Source organism: Bacillus sp. BSL6, from assembly GCF_052928345.1.
In genome coordinates this window covers 300,850-319,198 of sequence record NZ_JAVGCW010000005.1, presented here as the reverse complement: position 1 = coordinate 319,198, position 18,349 = coordinate 300,850, and the positions used below count along the sequence as shown (strand labels likewise).

Annotated in this window: 18 protein-coding genes; 15 read left to right on the top strand and 3 right to left on the bottom strand. The window is 34.2% G+C overall.

Features of this window, described 5'->3' with window-relative positions; genetic code table 11:
- Positions 1–89: 89 nt before the first annotated feature.
- From RCJ96_RS18440 to RCJ96_RS18430, 3 genes are all read left to right on the top strand, one after another.
- Positions 90–566 (top strand): DinB family protein, encoded by a 477-nt coding sequence (locus RCJ96_RS18440; protein WP_139302735.1) that lies wholly within the window; start codon positions 90–92, stop codon positions 564–566.
- 241 nt (positions 567–807) lie between these two features.
- Positions 808–1,845, top strand: coding sequence for a DUF4003 domain-containing protein (locus RCJ96_RS18435; RefSeq protein WP_139302734.1), 1,038 nt, complete (start codon positions 808–810; stop codon positions 1,843–1,845).
- Between the two features lie 226 nt (positions 1,846–2,071).
- Positions 2,072–2,929 (top strand): PhzF family phenazine biosynthesis protein, encoded by an 858-nt coding sequence (locus tag RCJ96_RS18430; RefSeq protein ID WP_074607073.1) that lies wholly within the window; start codon positions 2,072–2,074, stop codon positions 2,927–2,929.
- Between the two features lie 281 nt (positions 2,930–3,210).
- Here RCJ96_RS18430 and RCJ96_RS18425 read toward each other — a convergent pair whose 3' ends face one another.
- Positions 3,211–3,975, bottom strand: a complete 765-nt coding sequence (locus RCJ96_RS18425) for a DUF817 domain-containing protein (protein WP_074607071.1) — start codon at positions 3,973–3,975, stop codon at positions 3,211–3,213.
- 275 nt (positions 3,976–4,250) lie between these two features.
- Between RCJ96_RS18425 and RCJ96_RS18420 the strand changes: the two genes are divergently transcribed.
- The 5 genes from RCJ96_RS18420 (at position 4,251) to RCJ96_RS18400 (ending at position 8,324) form a co-directional block, all read left to right on the top strand.
- Positions 4,251–5,285, top strand: a complete 1,035-nt coding sequence (locus RCJ96_RS18420) for a FecCD family ABC transporter permease (RefSeq protein ID WP_074610829.1) — start codon at positions 4,251–4,253, stop codon at positions 5,283–5,285.
- On the top strand, positions 5,286–6,302 hold the full coding sequence (locus RCJ96_RS18415; protein ID WP_074610831.1) for a FecCD family ABC transporter permease: 1,017 nt from the start codon (positions 5,286–5,288) through the stop codon (positions 6,300–6,302).
- A gap of 21 nt (positions 6,303–6,323) precedes the next feature.
- Complete coding sequence (locus RCJ96_RS18410; RefSeq protein WP_000728195.1) at positions 6,324–7,232, top strand: iron-hydroxamate ABC transporter substrate-binding protein; 909 nt, start codon at positions 6,324–6,326, stop codon at positions 7,230–7,232.
- 218 nt (positions 7,233–7,450) lie between these two features.
- Positions 7,451–8,002: a GNAT family N-acetyltransferase gene (locus tag RCJ96_RS18405; protein ID WP_074610833.1), complete on the top strand. Its 552-nt coding sequence runs from the start codon at positions 7,451–7,453 to the stop codon at positions 8,000–8,002.
- A 94-nt stretch (positions 8,003–8,096) separates the two neighbouring features.
- A complete protein-coding gene (locus RCJ96_RS18400) occupies positions 8,097–8,324 on the top strand; it encodes a hypothetical protein (RefSeq protein ID WP_001047303.1) in 228 nt (75 codons plus the stop codon).
- A 171-nt stretch (positions 8,325–8,495) separates the two neighbouring features.
- Here RCJ96_RS18400 and RCJ96_RS18395 read toward each other — a convergent pair whose 3' ends face one another.
- Complete coding sequence (locus RCJ96_RS18395) at positions 8,496–9,821, bottom strand: ArsB/NhaD family transporter (protein ID WP_074610836.1); 1,326 nt, start codon at positions 9,819–9,821, stop codon at positions 8,496–8,498.
- 709 nt (positions 9,822–10,530) lie between these two features.
- Here RCJ96_RS18395 and RCJ96_RS18390 point away from each other — a divergent pair.
- The 5 genes from RCJ96_RS18390 to RCJ96_RS18370 all read left to right on the top strand — a co-directional run bounded on the left by RCJ96_RS18390 (position 10,531) and on the right by RCJ96_RS18370 (position 14,200).
- Positions 10,531–10,881 (top strand): YojF family protein, encoded by a 351-nt coding sequence (locus tag RCJ96_RS18390; RefSeq protein WP_000407038.1) that lies wholly within the window; start codon positions 10,531–10,533, stop codon positions 10,879–10,881.
- Between the two features lie 15 nt (positions 10,882–10,896).
- On the top strand, positions 10,897–11,559 hold the full coding sequence (bshB2, locus tag RCJ96_RS18385) for a bacillithiol biosynthesis deacetylase BshB2 (protein ID WP_000439477.1): 663 nt from the start codon (positions 10,897–10,899) through the stop codon (positions 11,557–11,559).
- 379 nt (positions 11,560–11,938) lie between these two features.
- Positions 11,939–12,319 carry a hypothetical protein gene (locus tag RCJ96_RS18380; RefSeq protein WP_074610837.1) on the top strand — a complete coding sequence of 127 codons (381 nt, stop codon included), beginning with the start codon at positions 11,939–11,941 and terminating at the stop codon, positions 12,317–12,319.
- Positions 12,320–13,376: 1,057 nt separating this feature from the next.
- Entirely contained in the window at positions 13,377–13,655 is a 279-nt protein-coding gene (locus RCJ96_RS18375) for a hypothetical protein (protein WP_242304252.1), read from the top strand.
- A 320-nt stretch (positions 13,656–13,975) separates the two neighbouring features.
- Entirely contained in the window at positions 13,976–14,200 is a 225-nt protein-coding gene (locus RCJ96_RS18370) for a hemolysin XhlA family protein (RefSeq protein WP_074606791.1), read from the top strand.
- A gap of 43 nt (positions 14,201–14,243) precedes the next feature.
- Here RCJ96_RS18370 and RCJ96_RS18365 read toward each other — a convergent pair whose 3' ends face one another.
- Positions 14,244–14,810, bottom strand: coding sequence for a DUF5823 family protein (locus RCJ96_RS18365; RefSeq protein ID WP_074606789.1), 567 nt, complete (start codon positions 14,808–14,810; stop codon positions 14,244–14,246).
- A gap of 367 nt (positions 14,811–15,177) precedes the next feature.
- Here RCJ96_RS18365 and RCJ96_RS18360 point away from each other — a divergent pair, with 367 nt between their 5' ends.
- Positions 15,178–16,377 (top strand): multidrug effflux MFS transporter, encoded by a 1,200-nt coding sequence (locus RCJ96_RS18360; RefSeq protein WP_316151963.1) that lies wholly within the window; start codon positions 15,178–15,180, stop codon positions 16,375–16,377.
- A gap of 575 nt (positions 16,378–16,952) precedes the next feature.
- Positions 16,953–18,344 carry an amino acid permease gene (locus tag RCJ96_RS18355; RefSeq protein ID WP_316151966.1) on the top strand — a complete coding sequence of 464 codons (1,392 nt, stop codon included), beginning with the start codon at positions 16,953–16,955 and terminating at the stop codon, positions 18,342–18,344.
- Positions 18,345–18,349: the final 5 nt, after the last annotated feature.

Genomic DNA, 18,349 nt, shown 5'->3' with positions numbered 1-18,349 from the left:
TATTAGATGTATTTCTTCATTGTTTCTGATAGATTAAACAAGGTGAAAGTTTAATAAATTGAACATTTTTAGTTCATAATAAATTGAACATGGAGAAAGGGAACGATAAAATGAATAGAATAATTGGTTTAAAACAATTTGAAATAACGCGCGGGGCGTTACTTAAATTTATGGAAACGTTAGATGATAAAACTGCGGATACGCAGCCAGAGGGTTTTAACAATACAATTCGCTGGCATATCGGTCATGTGTTAACGGCAGCAGAAGTTTTCATGTTTGGAAAAGAATTCAAACAATTACCAACGGAATATCCAGGTATGTTTGGATATGGATCAAGACCATCTAAATGGAAAACAGAAGGACCATCATTAGAAGTATTAACAGCCCAATTACAAGAACAAGCAAAACGTATTAACGAAATTCCAGCAGAAGCATTTGAGAATAAACTGCCAGAGCCATTCCTAGGATTGGAAACAGTAGGAGAGCTTTACGGTATGATGCTTTATCATGAAGCAGATCATATTGGTCAGATGAAAGCAATGGAACGTATTATTAAGGCTCTTTAGTTTGAATTGCATATAACAAACGAAATGACAGTAGTTTTGTCAAAATTGAGTTGTAAATAGTTACACTCTTATTTTTTACAAAAAAGGTAGATAAATTATTATCTACCTTTTTTGTATAACTTCTTGAAGGATTAGGGATTATCATCGTGCTACTGATGAAGAAGGACAAGAAACCAATCTATTAGGATAAAGAAACCTTCTAATTTTTATGGTGTGATTATGAAATATAGTATTCCTAAATATGGAATATACGTATAATAATAGAGAGGAACTAGAAATAGGGGTGAATACTATGATTACATTAGAACAAAAGCTAGAGCAATATATACATGCATATTCACAGTTAAAGGGAGAACTAAAATGGAAAACGAGTGATTCTCGAACAGGAATGATGATTGCTGCTATGTATGCAAGTAGTGATAAATTGCTTGATCTCGGACGTTTTTTAGAAATTAGTAGTTATATTAAGAATGAGGTAGGGATGTTTTCATACTTAAAGTCTTATCATCGCTTTGTAGTGGCCGCAACATTAGATATTCACTTTACAGATTATAAGAAAGCTTTTCGAGAGTTTTTAGACTTATATGAACAATTGGTCGCTGGTGGCTTTAGCCGCAGTATATTTACTTATCTTGCAGCAGCTGTGCTTTTAACAGAAGAAAATGAACAGCATAGCACGCACATTCAGCGTTCGATGCAAGTATATAAACGCATGAAAGAGGATCATCTTTTTCTTACAGGTACAAATGATTACCCGCTCGCGGTTTTACTAGCAGGACAATCAGAGAATGTAGACAAGCTTATGGACCGAGTGGAACGTCTTTATAAAAAACTAGCGGAAGCTGGTCTGCGTAAAGGGAATGATCTTCAATTTCTAAGTCATATCCTTTCACTAAAGAAGGATGTCCGTGAAGAAATGTTAGTTGCAACATGTACAAACATATGGAAGTTATTAAAGCAAGAGAAGGTAAAAGTGAAACAGATGCATTATCCAGCTATCGGGCTACTAGCGTTACTTGAGGATGGAGAAAAAGAGATTCATTCTGTTAAAGCGTTGATTGAAAAATTGCAGGGAGAGAAATTGTTCCGTTGGCATACAGATACGAATATTCTTATTGCTATTCAACTATTCGTAAGTCAAAAAGGTGAGGAAAGTAAAGCTACCAACACAGGTTTACAAACAATGATAGAAGTCCTCATACAAGCACAACAGGCAGCTATGGTGGCCACGATTGCCGCTTCATCTGTAGCAACTTCTTCTGCTAGTAGTAGTTCATGATGTGTAACTGCTTATGCTTTTGTAAATTATAAGTCCTTTGATAAGGATGGTTTAAAAAATATTACTAAAAAAAGTCCGTCACTTTCTAATGAGTGATGGGCTCAGACTGTAGATAAGCTATTTTGGAGAGTCCAGATGCTAAAAAATAGTTTGTCTTTTGCTTTATGCAAGATTTATACGTAGTGCTTTCTATGCTACAACTTACTATAAGTGAGGAAGGTATCTTATGAAAATATCTGTTTATGTTGCAAGTGCATTTAGTAAGGATCATAAAGGCGGAAATAAAGCAGGAGTGGTATTTATTGAGAATTCATTGACCACTACTCAAAAAATGGCAATAGCCAAACAACTGGGTTATGCGGAAACCGCATTTATATCAGAATCTGAAATTGCTGATTATAAATTTGAGTATTTTACACCAAAAGAAGAAGTTGATTTATGTGGTCATGCTACAATTGGCTCTTTCGCGATACTGATGCATTTAAATAAACTCTTCAGGAATCGCTATACAATTGAAACAAACAGCGGTGTTCTTACTATTACCATAAAAGATGACAGCATATTCATGGAACAAAACAATCCGATATTCTATGATGTTGTATCTCCAAACGAGTTCATCGACTGTTTTGACATGAAAGCTATAGATAATAAATATCCAATTCAAATTGTCTCCACGGGCTTAAAAGATATTTTAATTCCTATAAAAAGCGAAACACGATTACATGCACTGCAACCTAGTTTTGAAAAAATTAAAGAAATCAGCAAGTATTATAATGTTGTTGGGATGCATCTATATACTTTTAATGACGATCGAATTATATGCAGGAATTTTGCGCCACTATACGACATTAATGAAGAAGCAGCGACTGGAACTTCAAATGGTGCATTAGCTTGCTACCTTCATGAACAGCACAACTTGCAAAAAGAAGTCTATGTATTTGAACAAGGTTATTCTTTGGAATCGCCTTCTGAAATATTAGTTAAATTAGCAACCAATAGCAAGAATGAAATAGAAAAGGTTTATGTTGGCGGCAAAGGCTATTACTGTGAAACTAAGTGTTTAAATGTAGAAAATATGGAGTGAAAATAAAAACAACGAATAAAAAGGTTGAGAAAATACTTTCTCAACCTCGGACTGTAGACAAAGTATTTGATTATTCGATGCTTTGTCTTTTTTCTTTGTAATATGAGGGCACAGATGTAACAGAAGAAAATTACAAGCTTACAAGAAGAGGTTGAGCAGGATAGAGAAAAATGATTGGAAAAGTCCTTAAAAAGAAAAAAAGGAAGTGATTTAAAAGTAAAAAAGACGAAAGTAAGTACGACAGATAATGAGAGTGTTTTTTTGTTTTTACATAATCAGCATTATTTTTTCAACTGCTTCAAATGTTTAAGTTGTGTAACAATCATAATGCTAATAACAACGAGTAAAAACCATGAGCTAATTTTGCTTAAGTGAACGAGATTCCATACTTCTCGTTGATTTGGATATTGCCATGCTCCGAAAAATGTTGCGATGTTTTCGGCAATCCAAATAAAGAATCCGATAAGGAAAAAGGAGAGAACGAGTGGCATTTTATATGTAACGCCTCGTAATGAAAATTCCACAAATGTGCGAAAGAAAACGATGAATAAAAGTAAAGTTAATACCCATCTAAAATCGTATATGAAATGGTGGGTGAAAAAATTGAAGTAAATCATTGCTCCTAGAGGTATTGCAAAAATAGCTTTCGGCCAATGATACATTTGTAAATGCATTCTTCTCCATGCTTGGCATATGTAACTCGCGACACTCGCATACATAAAACCGCTGTAAAGTGGAACTCCAAAAACCTTTGAATACGCCTCTTCAGGATAACTCCATGAACCGAAATGTACTTTATATATTTCAAGTAAAAGACCGATGAGATGGAAGACAGTAATTACTTTTAATTCGTCTTTCGTCTCAAGTCCAGTCTTATACATAAACCACTGCATAAGAAGACATACGATGAGTATGAAATCATACCGATATAAACCTGGAATCATTATGAGTTTTGAAAGAGCTAGTGTTAAAAAAATGACGACTGGGAATAAGCAAGATAATGCTTGCTCGTAAGTGAAATGTAGTAGTTGTTTTATATAGAACATTGTGTCTCCTTCGATGTTTTTTGTTTGAAAACGAAAAATAATGACTAAGTATACTACAATTTAAAAAATAAACCAGTAGTTTATTTTGCATGTATTTGTAAGTTTTAGAGGGGAATTGTAATAAATATTTTAATATGTAACAAAGTAAAAAATAGTTTGCTATTTAAAAAAAGTGGGGATATAATATCTAAATGAAAATGATAATTATTATCAATATTAATTATAAATAAAAAATAATTATAAAAAACAACTGAATATAAAGGATGAAATGAAACATGTTACATAAGTCTACTATACGTGCTGGCAATAACCGCTGGATGCATCTTAAGTTTATATGTTTTATGAGCTTAACAATTATATGTTTAATTGGATCTATATTTTTGGCCGTTGCATTTGGTGCAAAGGATATTCATTTGCAAACGGTGTGGGCAGCGGTTTTTGATTACAATCCGAAATTAACACAGCATCAAATCATTTACGAATTAAGGCTCCCAAGGGTAATTGGCGCAGCAGTTGTAGGAGCGGCTTTTGCAGTAGCTGGCGCTGTTATGCAAGGAGTAACACGAAATCCTTTAGCTGATGCAGGTGTGCTTGGCATAAATGCAGGTGCGATGTTTGTAGTAGCACTTAGTTTTGCCTTTTTCCCGCATATGCCGTATTCCTCTTTGATGGTTGTTTCCTTTATTGGAGCGGTTTTAAGTACAGTACTCATTTTTATTATCGGATCAGCAACAGCAGGCGGATTAACACCGATGAGGTTAACGATCGCTGGGGCAGTTATGGCAGCACTTTTACATTCATTAAGTTCAGGTGTTGCAATTTATTATGACTTAAGTCAAGATTTAGCGTTTTGGTACGCTGGTGGTGTTGCAGGAGTTAAGTGGGAACACTTGAAATTTTTAGTTCCTATTATTTTTATAACGATTGTTTTTGCGACAGTGTTAGGGCGGTCTATTTCACTCATATCAATGGGGGATGATGTTGCTACGAATTTAGGTGTGAAAACGAATCGAACGAGGATACTTGGAATGATTATAGTAGTTATTCTAGCAGGTGTTTCTGTTTCAGCTGTTGGTTCTATTGGATTTGTAGGACTCGTTATCCCGCATATTGCTAGAAAAATAGTTGGTGTGAATTATCGACTCATTATTCCTATGTCAGCATTATTAGGAGCTATGTTATTAGTTTTAGCTGACCTAGGGGCAAGAACAGTAAACCCTCCTAAAGAACTTGCGATAGGGATTATGGTAGCTCTCATTGGAGTTCCGTTTTTCCTCTATATAGCACGTAAAGTTGGGAGGGAGTTGTAAGTGAAGAAGATTTTAAACACAGATAAGAAGAGAGTTATTACTGTAACTACAATATTTGGTTGTATTGGTATCGCTGTCATTTTGCTTAGCTTAAATACGGGGACACTTAGCATTGCACCGCTCAAAGTAATTCAAACGCTTTTCGGTTATGGTGATTTTGAGAGTGCAACCGTGCTATACGATTATCGTATGCCAAGAATTATAATCACAATGTTAGCTGGTATTGGCCTTGGGATTTCCGGTGCAATTTTGCAAGGGTTATCAAGGAATGCGTTGGCCGATCCTGGTATTCTTGGATTGCATTCAGGTGCATCTTTCGGGCTAATTATATTCGTTACTTTCTTTCATTCTATTAATGAGAATGCATCGATTTTAATACCGTTATTTACATTTGGCGGGGGAGTGCTAGCTGCATTTTTAATTATTATACTTGCGAATGATCGGTCACAAGGTCTACTTCCTATTAGACTTATTCTCGTTGGTATTGCTATTTCAGCTGGATTTAGTGCGATTTCGTTATTTTTCTCTCTCAAGTTAAATGATGAGACATATACATTCGCTTCCAGATGGTTAGTTGGTAACGTGTGGGGAAGGGATTGGATTCATGTCCTTGCATTATTACCTTGGATTTTCATACTAACTCCGTATGCATGGCTAAAATCTAAAACGTTAAATGCATTGTCACTAGGTGATAGTGTGGCAGCAGGACTTGGTGTTTCTGTTCAAAAAGAACGGTTATTCCTTTTGGCTACAGCGGTAGGATTATCTTGCGCGAGTGTATCAATGGCAGGAGGGATTGGTTTTATCGGTTTAGTTGCTCCGCATATTGCAAGAAAGTTAGTAGGTACTACCTATCAACATTTCCTTCCACTGGCTGGTATTATCGGAATGATTATTTTAGTACTAGCAGATACGATAGGTCGTTCTATATTTGAGCCAAATTCTATTCCAGCTGGTGTAGTAGTGGCCGCATTAGGAGCACCGTATTTTCTTTATTTACTTACAAAAACAAAATAAATACTTCAAAGAGGAGAACATATGAAAAAGAAACTTACTATTTTATTTAGCATCATGTGTATTTTAGTATTAGCAGCATGTGGTCAAACGAAATCTAATGAAGAGGCAACGAAAAAAACGGAAAAAAGTAATGACCCAAAAATTGCTTCAATGTCTATTCATTTAACAAATGATTTACTTGCATTAGGAATTACACCAGTAGGTTCTGTAATTGGTGGAGATTTAAAAGATTTCTTACCACATGCAAAAGAACAACTGAAAGATACGAAAAAACTTGGTGTTGTAACTGATCCGAATATGGAAGCATTACTTCAATTAAAGCCTACTGACATTTATGTGGATGAAAAATACGCGGGTAAAGATGTAGCGAAATACGAAAAAATTGCAAAAACACATACTTTCAATTTAGATGAAGGTACGTGGAGAGACCATTTAAAACAAGTTGGTAAACTTGTAAACCGTGAGAAAGAAGCGGATCAATATATTCAAGATTACGAAGAGCAATCAAAACGAGTAAAAGGTTTAATAGATAAAGAGCTAGGTAATAACGAAAAAGTAATGGCAATTCGCGTTACTGCAAAAGAATTACGTGTATTTAGTACGAAAAGACCGATGGGACCAATTTTATTCCAAGACTTAGGATTACAACCTGCAAATGGTGTAGAGAAAATCGATGGAAACCGTCCTTTCGAAGTCATTTCACAAGAAGTATTACCTGACTTTGATGCAGATGCTATTTTCGTTGTTGTAAACAGAGATGATAAGGCAAAAGCTGCATTTAAGCAACTTCAAGAAACACCAATTTGGAAAGACTTAAAAGCTGTTAAAGGCAAACACGTATATATTATCAATGACCAGCCATGGCTTGACTATTCTGCTTTAGGTAACAAAATGGCAATGGATGAAGCGGAGAAAATGTTTACGAAATAATATAGTTTTCCTATTAGGAAAGGCCCTCTAAATTTGGAGGGCTTTTTTATTGTTGTTAGAATAAACAGGAAATTATACAATAAAGTTAATTTCGTGTAGAGGAGATGTGCCAATGTCAGCGCTTATTGTATGTATCCCGTTTATAACGCAGTTTATGGAACAAGGGGATAAATAGGCTAAAATAAGTATCCCCGTTATTAAAAAAGGGGGAGTTTGAAATGACAATGAAACTTTTTCAAAATAAAACGATGAAATTAACAGCTATGAGAGAAAACGATGCTGAAGTAATGGCTAAATGGCAAGAAGATAGTGAGTATTTAAGAAATGTCGATACAGATGTAGCGTTTCCACAATCGTTACAAGAAATAGTAAGTGATGGGCTATTAAAGGGACGGAGATCGAATAGTGTATCTTTCATGTTGAGGACAGTTCAAGATGATCGCTTAATTGGTTTTGTTGCAATTCATGGCATAGAGTGGAATAACAGGACGGGTTTATTAGCAATTGGTATAGGAAATGCAAATGATAGAGGGAAGGGATATGGAAGAGAAGCGATCCACCTTATCTTAAAATATGCTTTCTATGAATTGAATTTACACCGTGTCGGTCTGGATGTTATTTCTTATAACAAAGCTGCTATTGAGTTGTATAAAAAAATGGGTTTTCAGATGGAAGGCTGTATGAGAGAAGCGGTTCAAAGAGATGGAAAGTGTTTTGATCGTATCATTATGGGGATATTGCGGGATGAATGGATAGAGCTGCAAGATTAAAAATGCATTCTTATATGTGTAATATGCAGGAGATAAAACGGTAATTGGCGAAAATTTACAATGTACTGATTGAACTTATAAGGAGTTATGCAAAATGAACTTAGAAAAAGCAAAACCAGTAAATGAAGAGGTCGCTGAATTAAAGGAGTTAATTAAAGAATTGCACGGAAGTGTACATCAATTGCAAAGCGAAGTGCAGCAACTAAGGCACGAAAGACCGGTTGTTGAAGTGCGAAAAGGTGTTCAATTATCACCAACAATTATCGGACAAATTGGCGGTATGATATTAGGTGGGTTAGCAATTATCGGTATATTTTGGTGAACGAAAAAAGGTATGCAGTTTAGCGCTGCATACCTTTTTTGTTGTCGTTATTTGTCGGTAAATCGATATTCTCTGTCGAATCGTCGATATACTTAGAAAATCGTTGATATATTCAAAGAAACGATCGATATATTTTAAAAATCGTCGATATAATTTCACGCACTATAGCTTTTACATTAAATAACGTAAATATATATAAGCATGTGATAATAGTAATGCAATGATTGTTAACGGCAAACCAATTTTTAAGAAGTCCATATAAGAGAAGGCATGTCCTTCACGTTTTGCAATACCAGCAACGACTACGTTTGCTGATGCTCCGATTAACGTTCCGTTTCCTCCTAAGCAAGCTCCAAGTGATAATGCCCACCATAGTACTTCGATTTGCGGAGAATCGACAGATAGTCCGAGCCCTGTAGCTAAATCTTGAATAAGTGGGATCATCGTTGCGACAAATGGGATATTGTCAATTGTCGCAGAGGCGATGCCTGATACCCATAATATAAGTACGGCAGCGAAACCGATATCCCCGTTTGTTACGTCGAGTACTTCTTTTGCGAGTGAAGAAATAAGTCCGATATCAATTAATCCGCCAACGAGAACGAATAGTCCAGCGAAGAAGAAAATAGTTACCCATTCAACGTGGGCAAATACATCTTCAATATCATGTTCTTTCACGCCGATTAGCATAAGAAGTGTAGCGCCTGTCATCGCGATAACGGCAGCGTCTACGTGAATAATCGAATGAAGTACAAAGCCTAAAATAGTTAGTCCCAAAATCGTGATCGATTTTAAAAGGAGGCTTTGATCTTTAATATAATCTCTTTCATTTAATGCCATTAATTTTTCGATTTGCTCAGGTGTTGTCTTTAGTTTGTTACGATACATGAAGTAAATAATGCCAAGTGTCACGATAGAAATAATAATTACGATAGGAGCTAAGTTAAGTAAAAAGGCATTAAAGTCTAAATGCTTATTTGCTGATCCAATCATAATATTCGGTGGGTCACCGATTAATGTTGCTGTTCCGCCTATATTTGAAAATAGTACTTCTGAAAGTAAATAAGGAACAGGATTTACTTTTAAAATACGTGTAATGGATAGCGTAACAGGTACGATTAATAAGACGGTCGTTACGTTGTCCAAAAATGCAGAACCGACAGCGGTTAATAGGGATAGTAATAGTAAAATGCGGATTGGTTTGCCGCCAGCTGCCTTAGCTGCTTTAATAGCCACAAATTCAAATACGCCTGATTGACTTGTAATATGTACGAGAATCATCATCCCAATTAAGAGGGTGATCGTTTCCCATTGAATATGTGATGTGAAAGCAGCGTGTAAATCTACAATTCCAAAAATAATCATAATAGCAGCACCGAATAGTGCAATTACAGCACGATTCAATTTCTCAGAAATAATAAATCCGTACGTGACTAAAAATACGGCAATTGCAAAATAATATTGCCAATTTGCTACTTCATGTGCTGATTGTTCCAATCATGTCACCTTCTTTAAAGTATGTATTCAATTGTAAACATGCATCCTTCTGCATAATTTATATTGTAGCAAATTCAAAAAAGAAAGAAAACTATTTAACAAAGTGAAGGAAAAAATGATGATTTTACAGATTTTCCGAATAGGAAAGCCCACTACGGTGCGATAGTACCCCCTTTAGGGGTGGATGATAGTGAGTTCAAATGCGATGTACAGATAAAATACCGAAAGTATGTTCTGTACATCAAGTATTTGAAATGGTATAATTTTCATAACAGACAAGTAAAAGTCTCTAAAACAATCTTGTTCTCTGAAAACAGAATACATATGAGGTTGGAGTAACAAATTCTTCTACTCCGTAAAATGTATTGAGTCGTCAAGTACAAGACGCTAAAACACATTTGAGAACTCACAATCTGACTCGTTTTGTAATAGAACGAGTGCCGTATCTGCTAGATGCACTGGATACGGAGTGGTGATGGCACACCGCAATCTTGCACGTCAGCGATACTAGAAATAGACGTCGCCTTTGGTAGCAAGAATCCCATTGACGTTAGTCAGCTTGCGGCTTTAGCCGTGGGAGTGTCAAATATGATATAAAAAAATGAAGAAACACAGTGCAAATTATTAGGAAAAGTGGGCGTTGTCCTCTAATATAGAGATAGCAATTTACATTATTTTTGCGTAAAATGGTTTAAAGAGGTGAATTCCGATGGAAATAGTAAAAGATAGTTCTCTTATTCAAAATGAAATTGAACGTTTTGTAAATAAAGATGTATATATTCATTTAGAAACGACGAACGGAGCGTACGCGTCACACTTTAATGAAAAGATGATGACAGTTGGAGCATTCATTCGAAATGCAATTATTCGCTTTGAGCGCGGGAAAATAACTGGAACAAACCCATACCGAGTTGGTTTAAAGATGGATCACGGCTGGGTATATGCTGAAGGTATTACGCACTGGGAAGTAGACGATAAAGATCGTTTATTACTAGCAGGGCATGATAATCAAGGCCGTTTAGCAGTAGCGCTTGAGTTAAGCTTAACGCCATTTAAGTAAGAAGGAGGGAAACTTATGGAGAGACATGTACTTGTTGTATTTCCGCATCCAGATGATGAAGCATTTGCGGCGGGAGGAACAATTCGCTTATTAACAGATCAAGGAGTACCTGTAACGTATGCGTGTGGTACTTTAGGACAAATGGGACGTAACATGGGAAAAAACGTGTTCGCTAACCGTGAAACGATTCCAAATATCCGTAAAAAAGAATTGAAAGATGCATGTGAAGCGATGGGGATTCAAGACTTAAGAATGCTTGGTTTCCATGATAAAACGTTAGAATTTGAAGATGTTGATTTCGTAGCAGATAAAATTGAAGCGATCATTCAAGAAGTAAATCCATCTCGAATTATTACATTTTATCCAGAGCACGGCGTACATCCAGATCATGATGCATTTGGCCGCGCTGTCGTTCGCGCTGTATCACGTATGTCAAAAGAAGAACGTCCAGTTATTCATGCGGTTGCGATTACGAAAAATCGCGAAGCTGTACTAGGTGAGCCGGATGTTGTAAATAATATTAGTGAAGTATTCGAGCATAAATTAGCTGCACTAGGTGCGCACCGTTCGCAAACAGAAGCGATGCTTGAAGAAACGCATGTAAAAATCAAAAACAAAGATGCAGCAACATTAAAATGGCTGCAACTGGAACAATTTTGGACTTATAAATGGGAGTAGACTAGAAGGGAACCTTCTAGTAGCTCTTACATAGAAAAAGCGCCGTCACTTGTGACGGTGCTTTTTTGTGCCATTAACAACATTAGCATCATCCTTTGTAAAAGATAGGAGAGCTTTAGCTACTTTCTTACTAGAATAAGAATTTTATAAGAAAGTTATTTGGTTTTATCATTATTTTAAACAAAAACAGCAAATAAATAATGTAATATAATAATTATTTATTGAAAAACGATAAACAACATGGTATTATCAAATTGAAAATTAGTAAGAGAGTTGCTTTTTATGAAATGTAAAACGAATGTTATGTATTAAAAAGAAATTGATAGAAATTAGTAAAATTATATATTTTAATAATTAAATAAGAAAAGGAAGTTAGAGCATGATTCATAAAACAGTAAAGAAAGTTATCTTAATTGCAGGTGGTTTGTATATTACTTATTTAGTAGGTGTAGTCACTTTAGCGGAATCGATCCCGTATCCTACATCTCAGCAACTTAAAGAAGCTGAAAAAGTAGTTGAACGCTATGTAGGTGAAAATAATGGAGTGAAAATGATAACTACATCTAGCAGCTTCACGGCTGAGATGTTCGATCGTACAATTCATATTGAAGGGAATTCAAAAGAGAATCCAAAACAAATATTTCGAATGGATTTAGATCAAGTTTCTAGTGAAAGTGAAAAGATAACCGAAAAATCGATAAATAAAATTTGTAAATCAAATGATGCAGGAAAGAAATTTTCGTGTGCTGATGCTGAATAATTAAAGGTAAGAATGTGTAGCAGCATAGTAACGGTTGATAACTACTATTCAAGTTAAATAGGAAAAAGCCTCGCAGGGGGGCGAGGCTTTAAAACAGGGTATTAAAAATTATCGGTTCATTAAGAATAATTTCTTTTGAATAAACTAATTTTAGCATGAAAACTTATATATATGTGTTACGAATTTATGAACGAAAAATCAATGATAAGAATATAGAAAAGATAATAGTGTATTTGTAATCTATATCATTACATAAAGTTAGAGTGGAGAAGAGAGTATACTTTTTGTATGGTGTAATAAAGATATAGCCCGCCTACAGAAATAGGTAGGCTATTTTTTATAAAGAAAAGACAACTTAAGGTTAGAACTCTTGTTAAGAAATAGGGTGAAAACAAGAGCTTTTAAGGAGAGATAAGGTTGTTCAACAGATAAAGATATCGTATTTGAAACACGTGATTATTCGTGGGTTAAGTTATATTTTTGATAAAAAATCTTTAAAAAGCATTACAATTCCTAGAAGAGATAAGACTTCAATCGAAAACCAAAATACACTTTTTTGAGGTTTTTTAAATTCCATTATTATGGAGAAAAATAAAAAGATAGCAATGAGAAAAAAAATTAAGAGACGAAGTATATCAAACATCAATAGCACTCCTAATAGTTAATTTGTTTCACTATATAGTTATTTCCAATATTACAGAATTTAAGAAGCGACTAATTAATATTAAAGCAAAAAGTTCTCAGAATCCATGAATTAAAAATGAAAAAATTTGAGCCACTGAAAACAGGGGGATTATATATTAATTAGTTTAGCGATTGAAAGAGTAATTTTTTAATCTTGTAAATGTCTGGTTAGTTCAACTAAACAATTAGTGGGGGATAGATACCCCTCTTAATGATTAGAATTTCACTTTATTTGTTTTCTTTTTTATATAAAGCCTTAGAACTGGAATTTAGTAATGGTTTATAAGAAACATATATTTTGAATTAATTAATAAAATAATATATATTTATATAGATTTAATGATTTTAGTTTTTTTAAAATGGGGAAATCGATATGAAGGTTAAATTTGCTGTAATAAAAGATGAGAACTTTGATTGTAGTTTATTGGAAAGAAAATTAATGAAAACTTTTAAAGAAGTAGATTGTGAAGCAGATATTGTAAAGGTTGAGGATGGAATTTTTGAAAACAATGGTATACAAACGCATTTATTAGAAATAACCATTTATGTTACTGGAAAAAATATTGGGTATAGGTCTGTTTCCGCCAGTATATTTATTGTTCTAGAGAGTTTATCAATGGAACTATTTCGTATTACTATTAGTATACAGTAAGCAGCTAACAAAGTAGACTCTTCATAAAATCATACTGACTATATTGAGTTAGTAAACATGAAAATGGTGATGAAAACAATAGAAATTATCTTAGGTGCTCTCGTATGCTGGAGAGCACCTTGTTTGCTGTTACATAAACAAGGGATTCCTTTTCTATATTTAATTTATCCTAACGCTAATTTTAATATAGAAGCATGGAAACATAATTAGATTGTACAAATAATTTGGTGCGCACATATACGAAATGTATTCACCGGTAAAAGGGTTGTCTCATAATATATATAGATTTTTCTATTAAGATGAACAGAGGGTGTGAATATATGGAAGATGTTTATGCTAAAATTGACAGTCTCAAGACGGAGCAAAAAGAAATGATGAGAGACATTCGTGCTTTAGAAACGCGTACCACTATTAATGAGAAAGACATAGCAACAATTAATAAGCAATTAGAAAAAATAAGTACAAATACAACTTGGATTTTGCGTATTATTATTAGTACGATAATAATGTCAGTTTTAGGATTGATATTAAAAGGGATGATTTAAAAGAAAGAGGGGAGCTCCCTCTTTCTTTTATGTAAATAAGAAGCTATACATTTTCCGTTTCTTTTTCATCTGCATACTTATCCTCTAAGGAAATTAATAGAGGGATTGATATAGTTACAAGAATGATTAAAGTGGTGATAAAAGATTTAGAAAGAGAAAAAGAACCTTCAATTAAAGGTGATAAAAACTTGAATGAAAGTATACTTGTTAGTAAGGAAATTACTAACAAGCTAAAAAGAGATATATTTTTATTCTTTATAGATGTCTCTATAAAGTCTTTAATACAGGTTATTACGACAAATATAGTTAATATGATAAGAGAAACAAAATAATGTGTTACATTCGTCATACTAATAGTAGGGTCGTCTATTATGTAAGCAAGTAACTTAGATACTAATATTCCTCCAAACAATAAAATAATAAAAGCAAGTAATCCTTCCGATATATAAGTGCTGAAATTGTCTTTCTTGTTAAAGAAGTTGTAGTTCAGAGTAGATTGGATTATTTGAATCAGGAATAGGGTAATAATCCATACATAATATACAATTGGTAATTCTCCTGAGAATAGAGAGATTAGGAAGTTTAATATTGTCCTTAAAATTTCAATCATTACGAAAGGCCTCCTGTTTGTAAGCTTGGCGAAATTAGAAATATGCTAGTCTATCGTTTAATAATTAGATCTATTGATTCAAACTATTTCTAATTATTCCATAAAAAAGGTGGTTACTTCAAGTTATCTCTTTAATAAATCTGCCAAGGCCGAGTACTAGAAAAAGAAACACAATATGTAATATAATTGAAAAAGTATATTTTAAAAATCAATGTTAATATTACCCTCCTATAAGTATTAACATACGTAATTGAGGTGTTTTCTTTGTTGTTTTATGATCGAATTTCTATAATGGCCCCTCCTGTTCCGTAGCTAAAGAAAGTCTTTTTATTTCTGAGATTTTCAAAGTTATAGGAGGGTATGAAAAATGAAAAAAGTCTCAGTACCATCACTTTTGTTAATGATTATTCTTGTCGCATTTCCGCAAATTAGTGAAACAATCTACACACCGTCTTTACCGGATATTTCAAAGGCGTTACATGTAAGTAATAATGAGGTACAGTTAACACTTAGTGTGTATTTTGCTGGATTTGCTTTAGGTGTATTTTTTATTGGATGGCTATCAGATATAATTGGTCGTCGCCCAGCGATGTTATTTGGAATTGTTGTATATGGCGTTGGGAGTTTCTTATGCTTTATTGCAAATTCCATTGAAGTTTTATTGGTAAGTCGTTTTATTCAAGCGTTTGGAGCAAGTGCAGGATCAGTTGTGACACAAACGATTCTACGTGAAAGTGTAGAAGGGCATAAGCGCCACGTTATGTTTGCTCAAATTTCGGCAGTTATTGCTTTTACACCAGCGATAGGACCGTTAATTGGTGGCTTTCTTGATCAAATGTTTGGATTTAAAATCGTATTTTTAAGTTTAGTAGTTATGAGTATCGGTATTTTTCTGTATACGTTTGTTTCTCTTCCAGAAACAAAGACGGACTCAGTAACGAATAAAATAAATGTGTTTTCAGTCTTAAAGAAGTTAATTACAAATCCGAAAGTAGTAACGTATGGGCTATTAATTGGAGGAGCAAATGGTGTTTTATTTAGCTATTATGCAGAAGCACCGTTTATCTTTATTGAATACTTTCAATTATCGCCTAGTATGTATGGATTTCTAGGAATTGTTGTAGCGTCTGCTTCTATTGTTGGAGCGAAAGTTTCGAAACGTTTACTTGCTACTTATAAACCAGAGAAAATTATATATATCGGTTGTCTCGTAATGACAGGAGGAGCTATCCTTTTATCTGTTATTACGTTTGTTGGATCAAATCCGAATGTAATATATATGGTTGTATTTTTAGTAGCGATGTTTATATTGCTATTAGGAATCGGAGTAGCGCTACCTAACTGTTTAAGTTTAGCATTAGTAGATTTTCAAGATGTCATTGGTACAGCGAGTGCATTGTTTAGCTTAGGGTACTATGTAATTGTAACGATGACAATTTGGGGAATGAGTCAGCTGCATACGGGCTCGTTACTAGTGATGCCACTTTATTTTCTAGCTATAGTCGTTATCATGACAGTGTTTACTAAAGTGTTTATTTTAGGTAAACAAACTTCAAAAACGATTTAAATATGTAATGGTAAAAGGGTCTCATTAAAAATGAGACCCTTTTATATTTTATCCCGCTGTTTTGAGGCAGTAAGATTTCTGCCTCAAAATTAGATTAAAAAAGTTAGTAGTTTATTAATATATTAAATTTCTGGTTGGTATATGAATCGGACGCGTGGGAAATTACGTTATCAACTATAACGATTGAAGTACATGAGATGTGAAACCGAGGAAAAAATGCTCTCCTCGGTTATTTATACTGTAATAATATTCATACCGGAATCATATTGAATAGATGTATTTTATTGTTAATTCAGTTGAAATTCAAACGTAATCATGCATATTAATTTATTGAAAAAATAATTGAATTTTTCAGATTAATGAATTAATATAAGGTAAGTAATTTTAAGATTTATAGAATATTGGAAGATGAAAGGTTTTGAGAATTTTATAAGAAGCGATAAAAACGATTTTAGGATAGCTTTAAAGCTAGTGTAAAATGACGTTTGCTTCATCATTTTCAGGGCCGAAAAGAATTAGGGGAAAGCATCTTGTTTTAAAATGCGGCTATGAATCATCTAAGAGGGGGAAGTGAAGTGGCAAACAAAGAATTGAAAAGAGGTTTAGAAGCACGTCATATTCAAATGATTGCTTTAGGCGGAACAATTGGTGTTGGTTTGTTTATGGGATCAGCCAGCACAATTAAATGGACAGGTCCGTCAGTAATGCTTGCTTATGCAATTGCAGGTATTTTTATCTTCTTCATCATGCGTGCCATGGGAGAAATGTTGTATATGGAGCCAAGTACAGGTTCATTTGCGACATTCGGTCATAAGTATATTCATCCGCTAGCTGGTTATATGACAGCGTGGAGTAACTGGTTCCAGTGGGTTATCGTTGGGATGTCAGAGATTATCGCGGTTGGGGCGTATATGCAATATTGGTTCCCTGACTTACCAGCTTGGATACCAGGTGTAATTGCAATGGTTATTCTTGGCGCAGCTAACTTAATTTCTGTTAAGTCATTTGGTGAATTTGAATTTTGGTTTGCAATGATTAAAATCGTTACGATTCTATTAATGATTATTGTGGGATTTGGACTTATTTTCTTTGGAATTGGTAACGGCGGAGAAGCAATTGGTATATCAAATCTTTGGTCAAATGGCGGTTTCTTTACAGGTGGTTTCTCAGGATTCTTCTTTGCTTTATCACTTGTAGTTGGAGCATATCAAGGTGTAGAATTAATCGGTATTACTGCTGGTGAAGCGAAGGATCCGAAGAAGACACTTACAAGAGCGATTCAAAGTACAATTTGGCGTATTTTAATTTTCTACATCGGTGCTATTTTCGTTATTGTAACTGTGTATCCGTGGGATCAATTAAGTACAATTGGTAGCCCGTTCGTAGCAACTTTTGCGAAAGTTGGTATTACGGCTGCTGCGGGATTAATTAACTTTGTTGTTATCACAGCAGCAATGTCTGGTTGTAATAGTGGTATTTATAGTGCGGGTCGTATGCTATATACGTTAGGTGTAAATGGACAAGCACCGAAATATTTCACGAAACTTTCTGGAAATGGTGTACCTTTATTCGGTACAGTTGGCGTAATTATCGGTTTAGCGATTGGTGTTGTATTAAGTTATATCGCACCGAAAAATTTATTCGTATATGTATATAGTGCGAGTGTACTTCCTGGTATGGTACCATGGTTTGTCATTCTAATTAGTCAAATTAATTTTAGAAAAGAAAAAGGGGCAGAGATGAAAGATCATCCTTTCAAAATGCCATTTGCTCCTGTTACAAACTATTTAACAATTGCCTTTTTAATTATGGTATTAATCGGAATGTGGTTTAACGATGATACGCGTATTTCATTAATTGTAGGTATCATTTTCTTAGCTATCGTTACAATTAGTTTCTATGCTTTCGGAATAGGAAAGCGAACTCCGTTAGACGTTCAAAATGATCAAGAGATTTCAAGTAAATAAAGATA